General features: G+C 39.9%; 10 protein-coding genes. 8 read left to right on the forward strand and 2 right to left on the reverse strand.

Annotated elements, in window-relative coordinates; translation table 11 throughout:
• Positions 1-326: 326 nt before the first annotated feature.
• Positions 327-2,684: a penicillin acylase family protein gene (locus tag G3567_RS01330; protein WP_164003391.1), complete on the forward strand. Its 2,358-nt coding sequence runs from the start codon at positions 327-329 to the stop codon at positions 2,682-2,684.
• 144 nt (positions 2,685-2,828) lie between these two features.
• Here G3567_RS01330 and G3567_RS01335 read toward each other — a convergent pair whose 3' ends face one another.
• Together G3567_RS01335 and G3567_RS01340 are read right to left on the reverse strand one after the other, a co-directional pair.
• Entirely contained in the window at positions 2,829-3,596 is a 768-nt protein-coding gene (locus tag G3567_RS01335; protein WP_164003393.1) for an alpha/beta fold hydrolase, read from the reverse strand.
• Between the two features lie 71 nt (positions 3,597-3,667).
• Positions 3,668-4,381 (reverse strand): pyridoxine 5'-phosphate synthase, encoded by a 714-nt coding sequence (locus tag G3567_RS01340; RefSeq protein WP_164003395.1) that lies wholly within the window; start codon positions 4,379-4,381, stop codon positions 3,668-3,670.
• Positions 4,382-4,459: 78 nt separating this feature from the next.
• Between G3567_RS01340 and G3567_RS01345 the strand changes: the two genes are divergently transcribed.
• The 7 genes from G3567_RS01345 (at position 4,460) to G3567_RS01375 (ending at position 11,526) form a co-directional block, all read left to right on the forward strand.
• Positions 4,460-5,116, forward strand: a complete 657-nt coding sequence (locus tag G3567_RS01345) for a CBS domain-containing protein (protein WP_164003397.1) — start codon at positions 4,460-4,462, stop codon at positions 5,114-5,116.
• 6 nt (positions 5,117-5,122) lie between these two features.
• Positions 5,123-6,010, forward strand: a complete 888-nt coding sequence (locus G3567_RS01350; RefSeq protein ID WP_164003399.1) for an NAD kinase — start codon at positions 5,123-5,125, stop codon at positions 6,008-6,010.
• A 96-nt stretch (positions 6,011-6,106) separates the two neighbouring features.
• Complete coding sequence (gene porG, locus G3567_RS01355) at positions 6,107-6,817, forward strand: type IX secretion system protein PorG (RefSeq protein WP_164003400.1); 711 nt, start codon at positions 6,107-6,109, stop codon at positions 6,815-6,817.
• Between the two features lie 3 nt (positions 6,818-6,820).
• Entirely contained in the window at positions 6,821-7,558 is a 738-nt protein-coding gene (locus G3567_RS01360) for an isoprenyl transferase (RefSeq protein WP_164003402.1), read from the forward strand.
• Complete coding sequence (locus G3567_RS01365) at positions 7,494-10,154, forward strand: BamA/OMP85 family outer membrane protein (RefSeq protein ID WP_164003404.1); 2,661 nt, start codon at positions 7,494-7,496, stop codon at positions 10,152-10,154. The genes G3567_RS01360 and G3567_RS01365 overlap by 65 nt, the downstream gene beginning before the upstream one ends.
• Positions 10,155-10,184: 30 nt before the next feature.
• Entirely contained in the window at positions 10,185-10,988 is an 804-nt protein-coding gene (locus tag G3567_RS01370) for an OmpH family outer membrane protein (protein ID WP_164003405.1), read from the forward strand.
• A 28-nt stretch (positions 10,989-11,016) separates the two neighbouring features.
• Positions 11,017-11,526 (forward strand): OmpH family outer membrane protein, encoded by a 510-nt coding sequence (locus tag G3567_RS01375; RefSeq protein WP_164003407.1) that lies wholly within the window; start codon positions 11,017-11,019, stop codon positions 11,524-11,526.
• The last annotated feature ends 8 nt before the right edge of the window (positions 11,527-11,534 follow it).

The raw sequence follows: 11,534 nt of genomic DNA on the forward strand, positions 1-11,534 counted from the left end.
AATACCATAAAAATGAGCACACTACAAGCCGATCTAATTAAAGAATATTTTTTTAGCTTAGCCACTCATGACGAGAGCAAAACTATTCTGTAATTCATTTTTGAGTTTTCAAAAAATAAAAACATTAATATTTTAATAAATATAAATTTAAATTTATTCTTTTTGCTGTAAATCTTTAACATTTTAATTATCCTCTAAAATCATGAAGGCTTAAGCAATCTGTTTTTGCGGATTTTTGAAAGGCTTTACTTCCCCAAAATATCTTCTATGGTTTTTTATAACTTTACAAGCCTTTCTACACCATTTTAACATTTAAAGACCAAAAAATGAAAAAGTATATCCTTTCTACCCTCATTGTTTTAGTCCTGCTGCTCATAGGAGGAAGCATTTATTTTTCAAGCCTGAATACCTTTAAAAGAACAGGCGTTTTTAAAATTTCTAAAAACGACTTTCCGATCCAAATTCATAGAGATGAACATGGCATTGCCTATATCATTGCTGAAACTAAAGCGGATGTTTTTCGCGGACAAGGTTTTGTTATGGCTCAGGATCGATTGTTCCAAATTGAATTTTATCGAGCGCTTATCAAAGGAGAAGGCGCGAGTCTGGTGGGGAATTCTATGCTACAGTCAGATATCAAAATGCGGGTACTTGATTTGGTGGGGAATGCCAAAAGGCATTACCAATACCTCGACCAAGAGACGAAGCAGACCTTAGCCTGGTATTGCGAAGGCTTTAACGACTACTTAAAGGCAGGGCGAGATGAATTCCCTCTGGAATTGAGTTTGCTGGATATTGAGCCCAGCCCCTTAACCCCTGAAGAGATTCTCTCTGTCACCCATTTTGTAGGCCTGTTTCACAGTCAAAATATGGAAGATGAAATTTTGAGTTTAAATCTTGCGTCACGAACCGATTTAGCTTCAAAACTTTTACCGCTTTCTATAAGTTTGGACAGGACAAAAGCTTTAGACTTCAGTACAGATTCAACTTTAATCAATTCTTTCAACAACAAGACAGCTTTTCAGCAGGCTAGAGACCCGTTTATGGCTAATCCTAAATTAGGGTCGAACAATTGGGCGGTTTCCGGAGAAAAATCAGCCTCCGGAAAACCGATTTTAGCTAACGATCCGCATGTAGATTCAAGACTGCTGCCTGGCATGTTTTATCCAGTAGGTCTATTTTGCCCAGAATTTAAAGCTGTGGGCATTGCCACTCCGGGTATTCCCGGCCTGCTTTCCGGCCGAAATGAATTCGTCTCCTTTGGAGTAACCAATGCCTATGGCGATAGTCAGGATTTATTCATTGAACGAACCGATGGTGATTTCTATATGCTTAAGGATGAAAAAACAGCCTTTACTACACGCACAGAAACCATACAGGTAAAAGACAGTGCAAGCGTAGAACTTGAGATTCGATCTACCCAAAACGGACCGGTGATTTCTGATTTTGCTGCATTCAATATTTTAACGGACGATGTGGTGAGCCTAAGATGGTCTCTGGCAGAAACCAAAAGCAGTTCCATTGGTTTTGAAAGTTTACTGGAAACCAAAAATGCCTTTGAATTTAAAGAAGCGCTTAAGGGCATGGACAATATGTTTTTTAATTATGCTATTGCTGATGTGGAAGGCAATATCATGCATCAGGCTACAGGATTAGTCCCCATCAGAAAAAAGGGAAAGGGAAAAATTCCTTCGGAAGCAAATCAGGGAGATACCTGGTCTGGATTTATTCCCAAGGACAGCCTACCCCATATGGTGAACCCTGAAAGAGGCTGGATTGGGACGGCTAACCATGACACCCGACCAGATGATTATCCCTATTACTATTCTAGTCATTTCTCCCCTTATTATCGGTACCAGAGAATAAAAGAAGCACTTTCAAAACGCAAACTATTCACTGCTAAAGATTTTTGGGAATTAATCTTAGACGTCAAAAACAAACAAGCCGAACTACTTACGCCTCTATTTATCTCCGCCTTAAAACAGGACAAATCCACCAGAAAACTTGCTTCACTATTGGAAGAATGGGATTATAACGAAGGCATTGATTCCGTAGGAGCTGCAGTGTATAATGTCCTGTATAACCAGCTTTTATACCTTGTGATGAATGATGAGTTGCCGGATGATCTGGAAAACATGTACTGGGAAAACGTCTATTACTGGAACCAGCGAGTAGATGATTTCATTTTAAGTCAGCATGAGTTTATTGATAATAAAAACACTGCTGAAGTAGAAACAAGAACAGAGTTAATCCTCCAGGCTGGTTTTAAAACGAGAGCCCTTTTAAGCGAACGTTTGGGTGAAAACCAGGATGACTGGACCTGGGGCAGGATCCACAGCATACATTTTGTAAGCCCGCTTCGCCCGGAAGGTTTTGGAAGCGATTTACTGGGAGCTGAGTTATGGCCTAAAGCAGGATCCAATCAAACCCTGAACAGAGGAGCATTCGTTAAAACTAAAGATTTTGAATTTGAAACCAGCTGGTTTAGTTCGTTTAGAATGGTGGCGGATATGAATGATGATGAAAAAATAATGGGAATTCTTGCCGGAGGGAGTTCGGCAAGGGTATTTCATCCCTATTATAAATCTCAGTTGGAAACGTGGAAATCTGAAGAGTGGATTCCGTATTGGATTTCCAGGAAAAAAGTCCTGGAGCATTCCAGATTCCAGTTGACTTTAGACTAGTTATTTTTGTATTTTAACAGGGTCAGCCTGCTTTCCTGGGCAGAAAAACATCAACGTGTGCTAGGTTCCACAACCTTTATAAAATATTCGGCGGCCTTTTTTAGTCTTAAAACTAGATTAAAACAGGGCTTTAGCGACGCCAATCTAGGATTTCAAATGGTCTAAGCTAAGTTCAAAAAAGGCATCTCTTTGTTCAGCATGCACCCAATGCCCTGCGTTTTCAATGCCTCGAATTTCGAAATCAGGGAAATGCCTTGAGATATCTGCTTTGTCACTTTCCTGAATATAGTTTGATTTTTCTCCTTTTATAAATAAGGTCTTCCCGGTATAGGAGGCATTTTGAGGTAAACCTTTGCCTACCTCTTCAATGTTTTGTTTCAATGCACTTAGGTTGAGCCTCAGGTTGAGTTCCTCCTGAGTTTTCCAGTAGAGGTTTTTTAATAAAAACTGCCGCACCCCTTTTTCTGAAATGTATTCTGCTAAAAGCTCATCGGCATCGGTCCTCGACGTGAGTTTCGCTTCTGAAATCCTGGTCAGGCCCTCCAGAATTTGCTGATGATGTGGTGCGTAATATTTGGGAGCAATGTCTACGATGATGAGTTTATCCACGCGGTTCGGGAATAAGGTAGCAAATCTCATAGCGGTTTTACCCCCCATGGAATGCCCTATAATGGACACTGACTCCAGATCTTTTTCCTTCAGGTATTCCTTTAAATCTTCAGCCAGAAGATCATAACTAAAGGCGTCATCATGGGGACTTCGCCCATGATTCCTCTGGTCAACAAGATGCACCTCAAAGCCTTCTTTGGCATAAGCATTTGCCAGGGTTTTCCAGTTATCTCCCATGCCCAAAAATCCATGAAGAATAATAAGCGGTTGTCCCTTTCCTTTTAGTTTAGAATGTAATTTCATGTGTATGTCTTATAATTCTTAAATGCTTTCATCGGCCTGCACAAAACAGTGGTGATTTTTGTCGATTTCCTCTAGCTTAATTTTTTGAAATAGGAGTTCACAACAGACCCCAGGCCTTCGTAGAGGGCTTCAGAAATTAATGCATGACCAATGGATACTTCATCCAAAAACGGAAGTTTCTTAGCGAAAAACTCAATGTTATCCAGCGATAAATCGTGACCCGCATTGATGCCTAAGCCAAGTTGCCTGGCTTCTTCTGCACAAATGATGTAAGGCTGAATCGCTTTTATTTTGTCTTCAGTATACCCTTGCGCATAAGACTCGGTATACAACTCGATTCTATCTGCTCCAACTTCAGCAGCCCCCTGTATCATTTCTACTTGGGGATCTACAAAGACGGAAGTTCTAATGCCATGCGCTTTAAACTTGGCAATAACTTCAGTCAAAAAATCTTTGTGTTTAAGGGTGTCCCAGCCTGCATTGGAAGTGAGTACATCTTCTGCATCCGGGACTAAAGTAACCTGAGCGGGTTTTGCCTCCAGGACCAGGTCTATGAATTTCTGATTGGGATTGCCTTCAATATTAAATTCGGTGGTCACCACTTTGGTCAGGTCTCTGACATCAGCATACCGAATGTGACGCTCATCTGGTCTTGGATGAACGGTGATACCCTGAGCGCCAAAAGATTCCAGTCGCTTTGCGGCTTCCACTACATTTGGTGTGTTTCCTCCTCTTGCGTTTCTTAAAGTCGCTATTTTATTTATGTTAACACTTAGTCTTATCATTGTTAGTTTTTAAACAAAAATACAATCCTAAGCGGGACTTTGCTTGGATTTTATGTAATTTGCAACAAAAGATCACTTATGATTTGGCAAAATTTTATAGACCAAACTTTACAGCCTGTAAACGTATCCGATACGATTTCAGAACTAAAAACGGCCTTCGAAGCTTCACCGTTTAATCATTTGCCCGTCTTCAAAAAAGGTGTTTTCAAAGGCAGTATTCATGTTGGTGATTTAATCGATCTGGAGCCTACGTCAAAGCTTTCAGAACACAAATACCTCATCGAAGTGTTCTATGTAGAAATCCATAAAACAAACGTGGATCTCATCCATGAATTTGCCAACCATCAAACCAATTTGCTTCCCATATTGGATCATGACAAAAAATACATGGGAGTGATGAAGCTGGAAGACGTCCTGGATTTATTCGGCGAAAGTCCCTTTGTGGCCAACGAGGGCGAAGTGATGATTTTACGAAAGGACAGGACAAAGTTTGCCTTTAGCGAAGTGGCGCAACTTATCGAGACCCTGAACGCAAGGGTTTCCGGCATGTACATCAGTCAGCTTACACAGGATGTGGTTGAAGTCACCGTGAAGGTAGAGCACCAGGGCATCAACGAAATTCTGCAAACCTTCAGGCGGTATGATTATCAGATCGCCAGTGAACATCCCGAAGACCTGTTTGCTGAAGACCTTAAAGAACATTCAGATTACCTCAATAAGTACCTAGATATTTAAAGCATTATGACAAATCGTATTGCCATATTTGGTCAATCCTTTTATCCTGAAACTGAAAAATACCTGGCTCAGCTTCTTGACGTTTTAAAAGCCAACGCTGTTGAAGTCATCTTCGAAAAAGATTATTTCAACTTGCTTAAAAAAGAGGAGTCCGTTGAAAATTTACAGGATTATACCACTTTTGAAACCTTAGATGAAACCGTAGATTTATTTTTCACCATCGGCGGTGATGGAACTATTTTATCTGCCGTCAAGTTTGTAAAAAAATTGAAAATTCCTATTATCGGAATCAATACGGGCCGACTTGGATTTCTAGCGACAATTCATAAAGACGAAATCAAGAAAAGCATCGAAGACATTCTGAACGGTCACTACAAAGTATCTGAACGCTCTCTGCTGGAAGTTAAACTGGACGGTGAAGATTTTTCATTAGATGAATTTTCTTATGCCCTCAATGATGTTGCCATCAGCCGAAAGGAAACTACCTCCATGATTACTATTGAAACCTGGCTGGATGAAGAGTTTTTGAATTCCTACTGGTCAGATGGTATAATCATATCCACACCTACGGGCTCCACGGGATATTCTTTGAGTTGCGGCGGCCCCATTGTTACTCCTCAAACCAAAAGTTTTATCATTACCCCTATTGCTCCTCATAATCTAAACGCAAGACCTCTTGTTATCCCGGATGATTTGGAAATTAAGTTGAAAATTTCGGGACGAGAAGATCAATACCTTATCTCTCTGGATTCCAGACTGGCCAGTCTGGATAAAAACACGATCGTGAGGGTTAAAAAAGCGGATTTCAATATCAAACTGATCTGGCTTCAAAACGACAGTTTCATCACAACCTTAAGAAAGAAGCTGTTATGGGGTCAAGATAAACGCAATTGAGACAATAAAATCAGCTTAACTGTGTTTTTAAATGACAAGAATTCAAAATTCAACCCTTCAAAGCCTTTGAAAATAGCTTCAACTCTTTAAAATTATATGAGATATAGCCTAATCGTCTTCTTTTTCTGCATGGGAATTCATTTCGCGCCGGCTCAAACCTATGAAATAGGTTTGATATTGGGGGGAACAAATTTTGTCGGGGATGTAGGTTCTCAGTCCTTTTTAAATCCAAAAGATTATCTGAGTCAGGACAAAATATCTTACGGAGGAATTTTTAAATGGAACAGAAGTCCAAGGCACGCCTTCCGGTTTACCGTTATGAAGGTAAACACCTTCGGAAGCGATTTGAGATCCGATGAACCCAGAAAAAGGACTCGGGCTTATGCCTTCGAAACGGATATTACCGAGCTTTCTTTAGGTCTCGAATTCAATTTTCTGGACTGGGATTTACATGCCTTAAAACGTCCGCTAGTCACACCCTACCTATACACAGGCCCTACTTATTTTTTCACAAATGAATTTTATGTAGAAAACAATGACGTTGTAGAAGGGAATTCGACTTCCAATTTTGCTATCCCCATGGTAATTGGTGTCAAAGGCATTTTAAACAGACATTGGATATTGGCTGCAGAATTTGGTGCCAGATACACTTTTACAGATAATTTGGACGGAAGTGCCCCTGAAGAAATAAACAGTCAAACAAATTATCCTACCTTTGGAAACTTTAATATGAACGATTGGTATATTTTTTCAGGAATAACGCTTACATACACTTTTGGTCGTAAGCCGTGCTACTTCAATTTTTAGTAAATGGATTTTAAGTCGAACATCATAACCGAGAAATTGCCTGAGCATATTGCCATCATCATGGATGGGAATGGACGCTGGGCAAAAAAGAAAGGCTTAATGCGGGTGAAAGGTCACGAAAAAGGGACCAAGGCCGTAAGAGAAACTGTTGAAGGTTGTGCAGAGCTTGGGGTTAAACATCTGACGCTGTACGCGTTTTCTACCGAAAACTGGAACAGACCCAAAATGGAAGTTCAAATGCTTATGAAACTTCTTGTCTCCTCTTTAAAAGAAGAAATCAAAACTTTACAGGACAACAAGATAAAGCTTCAAGCCATTGGATGCATTGAAAATCTGCCTTCCAAAGCAAGAAAGGAACTCCAGGAGGTCATTGAGAAAACCGCTCATCACGATCACATGACTCTAACACTTGCCCTGAGTTATGGTTCCCGGGAGGAGCTGATCCAAACCGTAAAAAAAATAAGTGAAAAAGTAAAAAATAACATAATAGATTCAGAAACTATTGATGAATCTACAATAAATAAGCATCTTTACACCCAAAATTTGCCAGATGTAGATTTGATGATACGCACCAGCGGAGAGCAGCGAATCAGCAACTTTTTACTTTGGCAAATGGCCTATGCTGAACTGTATTTTACAGATATTCTCTGGCCGGATTTCAGAAAAGAAAACCTTTTTGAAGCAATTTACGAATACCAAAAAAGAGAAAGAAGATTTGGAAAAACAAGTGAACAACTTTAAGTATAGCTTATTGTTTGCTAGAGCAAGTAGAGGTATAACTTATCTAGCCCTTATATTATTTAGTGCGTGGGCAAGCGCTCAGGATTCCCCTTTAGAGGCAGCTGGCAAAAAATACACTTTAGGAGAAATAGAAGTCATAGGATCCACCAGTTATAACGAACAAACGGTTATCGCCTTTACCGGACTTAAAACGGGGGATGAACTTTATATTCCTGGTGACAAAATAAGCAAGGTTTTAAAAAAGCTTTGGGATCTTGGTTTGTTTAGTGACATTAATTTCTACCTTAAAAACGTAGAGGGTGACGTGGCAGACCTTCAGCTTGAAATTGTTGAAGTTCCTAAACTTAACGAAGTCAAAGTCAGGGGTATCAAGAAGCGAAAACGAGAAGATATCATAAAAGATAACGAGCTTCAGAAAAATACCAAGGTTACTGAAAACTTTTTGATAAACCTTCGAAATACCATTGAAGACCAATACAGAGAAAAGGGTTATCTCAATGCTAAAACTACCATTACCACCTCTCCTGTCGAAATAGACTCGACCTCTACCGACAACCTGGTAAACATGACTCTTAATATTGAGCCTGGAGATAAAGTAAAAATAAGCTCTATCAATATAGAAGGAAACGAAGAGTTTTCTGACTGGAGTGTGAAGCGGATGATGAAAAATACCAAAGAGAAATTTTTGCTGAGGTTTTGGAAGCGTTCCAAGTTTATCGAAGAAGATTACGAAGCCGATAAGGAGAGAATCGTTAAAAAATTCAAAGAAAAGGGCTACAGGGATGCACGAATCATAAGCGACTCTATGATCGTAAATTCCGATACCGATATCGAAGTGAATATTGAAGTCAAGGAAGGAGATCGTTATTATTTTGGAAACATCGATTTTCTTGGAAATGCAGCTTATACAGATGCCCAGCTTCAACAGTTGATGGGGATTCGTAAGGGAGACCCTTATAACGGAACCATTTTACAGAATAAAATTGCCAATGCCGAAAAGCCGGATGCAGACGATTTGACTAATCTGTATCAAAATAGCGGTTATTTATTTTCAAACATAACTCCCGTAGAAACCAGAATTTACAATGATACCATCGATCTGGAAATCCGTATCAACGAGGGTAAAATTGCTTATTTCAATGAAATCACGGTCACCGGAAATGACAAGACCAATGACAATGTTATTTTTAGAAATTTAAGGACACGGCCTGGCCAGCAATACAGCAAACAGGACGTTATGAATACCATTCGGGAACTGGGACAGCTCGGGTTTTTCAATGCTGAAAACCTGGAGCCAAAGTTCGAAAATGTGGATCCACAGTCCGGGACTCTGGACCTGCATTATATTGTTGAGGAGCAGGGCAGCAGCCAGATAGAACTGCAAGGTGGTTACGGTGGCGGTGGCTTCATCGGAACCCTGGGGTTGAGGTTTAATAACTTTGCCATTAAGGACATTTTCAATAAGGAAGCCTACAAACCTGTTCCTATGGGAGACGGGCAATCGCTTTCCTTAAGAGCTCAGGCGAGTATCGCATTTCAAAATTACAGCTTATCTTTTGTAGAGCCCTGGCTGGGAGGTAAAAAACCTGTACAGCTATCTGTGTCGCTTTCACAAACCATTCAGTTTTTGTTTAACCCCTTAACCAGGCGTGCAGACAACGACCGAAGTTTTACTATCTCTGGTATTAATGTAGGTTTTGCCAAGCGTTTGAGAGAACCCGATCAAAACTTTACCTTATCTACTGCCGTTGGCTATCAAAATTTCCAATTGAATAATTACAACATAGGTTTGTTTAATTTTCCTAACGGATTTTCAAACAACCTATCTTTTACTGTAGGCTTGAACAGAAATAATACCTTCACCAATCCGATCTTCCCTACCGGAGGTTCAGAATTCGATTTTTCTGTAAAATTCACCCTGCCTTACTCTGCCTTCAATGATGTAGATTACGGACAGTTAAGGGCAGAGCGAAATGAAGCTTTGGCGAATAACAATCAGGATGCCTTAGCTGAAATTGATCAGCAAAGATTTAACTGGCTTGAGTTTTACAAAGTGAAATTCAGCGGAGACTGGTATAATAATCTGTTCGACAAATTGGTTTTAAGAACACGATTTGAATATGGATTTTTAGGGGCCTATAACAGCGACAGAGGTATTCCTCCATTTGAACGCTTTTTCTTAGGAGGAGATGGTTTAGCAGGTTTTGCGCTGGATGGCCGTGAGATTGTGGCCCTAAGGGGTTATCCTAACCAGTCTATCCTTCCAAGATCCAGAACCGTTGGAGGAGAAGAGAGTTTTAACGATGGTGCCTCCATATACCACAAGTATACTATGGAATTGAGATATCCAATCACCTTAAAACCCACAGCTTCCATCTATGGCCTTGCCTTTGTAGAGGGTGGAGCTACTTTCGACGAGTTTAAAAACTTTACACCTTTTGAGATGAGTCGATCAGCTGGTGCTGGTTTGCGAATTTTTATGCCGGCATTTGGTTTACTGGGAATTGATTTTGGATATGGATTTGATCCTATTCCTGGAAGCAATACCGGAGCAAACGGATGGGAAACTCACTTTATCATAGGGCAGCAATTTTAAACGTGGCACGGTTTTTAATTATAATAATGTATGAAGCTATTTAAATACTTATTTATTCTTTCCTTTTTCTCCTGTTCCGTATTCGGACAAGCAGGTATAAAGATAGCTTATGTAGATATGGATTATATCCTGGAGAAGATCCCGGAGTATGAAGTAGCTTCCAACCAGCTGAATTTAAAAGCCCAGGAGTGGAGAACTGAGATTGAAAGTAAGCAAAATGAAATTGACAAGCTAAAGGCGGAACTGGAAAACGAAAGGCCTCTTCTTACAACCGACCTCATCCAGGACATGGAAGATGAGATACGTTATCTGGAAAATCAATTGCTGGAATACCGCAATAAACGCTTTGGGGTTTCGGGCGATTTTATCGTTCAAAAACGACAACTGATTCAGCCTATACAAGATATGGTGTTTAATGCCATCCAGGAAATAGGGAAGACAAGAGATTACGATTTTATTTTTGAAAATTCAGCAGATGCTTTACTTTTGTTTTCTGCCAGAAGACATGATATCAGTGAAGTCATCTTGAAATTAATCAAAAGAAGTTCAAGAGGGGAAGAGACTGACTCAGCCACTGTCATTGAGGAAATGGGAGATTACAAGTCTGTTGAGAAAGCTGAAGCCGACCAAAACAAGATGGTAGAACAGGCGCTAAAGGAGCAAGAACGGAAGAATGAGAGAGAAGCCCTGATAGACGAACGGGAAAGAAAAAGAGATTCGCTTAGAGTCGCAAGGCAAAAAGAATTTGAAGCACGTAGAGCAAAAATTTTAAAAGAAAGAGAAGAACGACAAAGAGAAAGAGACTCTATAAAAAACGCAAGAGAAAATAATTAAATCAAAATCACTAAATTAAACTTAAGAAATGAAAAATTTAAAAACAATTGTAATAGGCCTGGTACTGTCTTTGGGATTGATGGCAACCACTAACGCTCAATCTAAAATTGCTCATATCAACTCTCAGGAGTTTGTAAGAAGCTTACCAAGCTACCAAGCGGCAATGACAGAGGTAGATCAGCGTGAAAAAACTTATCGAAAAGAAATTGACGATTTATTAAAAGAAGCTCAAAAAACGAATGAGCGTTACCAAAGAGAAGCGCAAACCAAAACAGAAGAAGAAAATCAGAAAAGAGCGATGGAGCTTCAGGAAATGCAGCAATCTATCATGGAGTATAGACAAACGGCTTCTGAAGACCTTCAGAAAAAACAAGAGGAATTGATGAGACCTGTTTTGGAAAAAGCAAGACAAGTCATTCAGGATGTAGCAAGATCTAAAGGCTTTGACTATGTTCTTGACTCCTCTCTGGGTGCCGGCGTATTGATGGCTGACGGTTACAACCTGATGGACGATGCTAAAGCAGCTATAGGAGAGTAATACAAATT

This window comes from Psychroflexus aurantiacus (assembly GCF_010820555.1).
GTDB lineage: Bacteria > Bacteroidota > Bacteroidia > Flavobacteriales > Flavobacteriaceae > Psychroflexus > Psychroflexus aurantiacus.

Bases quoted from the DNA above. Each gene is read 5' to 3' on its own strand.
- G3567_RS01350 (WP_164003399.1), top strand. From the start codon at position 5,123: ATGACAAATCGTATTGCCATATTTGGTCAATCCTTTTATCCTGAAACT.
- porG (WP_164003400.1), top strand. From the start codon at position 6,107: ATGAGATATAGCCTAATCGTCTTCTTTTTCTGCATGGGAATTCATTTC.
- G3567_RS01345 (WP_164003397.1), top strand. From the start codon at position 4,460: ATGATTTGGCAAAATTTTATAGACCAAACTTTACAGCCTGTAAACGTA.
- G3567_RS01370 (WP_164003405.1), top strand. From the start codon at position 10,185: ATGAAGCTATTTAAATACTTATTTATTCTTTCCTTTTTCTCCTGTTCC.
- G3567_RS01340 (WP_164003395.1), bottom strand. From the start codon at position 4,381: ATGATAAGACTAAGTGTTAACATAAATAAAATAGCGACTTTAAGAAAC.
- G3567_RS01360 (WP_164003402.1), top strand. From the start codon at position 6,821: ATGGATTTTAAGTCGAACATCATAACCGAGAAATTGCCTGAGCATATT.
- G3567_RS01335 (WP_164003393.1), bottom strand. From the start codon at position 3,596: ATGAAATTACATTCTAAACTAAAAGGAAAGGGACAACCGCTTATTATT.
- G3567_RS01330 (WP_164003391.1), top strand. From the start codon at position 327: ATGAAAAAGTATATCCTTTCTACCCTCATTGTTTTAGTCCTGCTGCTC.
- G3567_RS01375 (WP_164003407.1), top strand. From the start codon at position 11,017: ATGAAAAATTTAAAAACAATTGTAATAGGCCTGGTACTGTCTTTGGGA.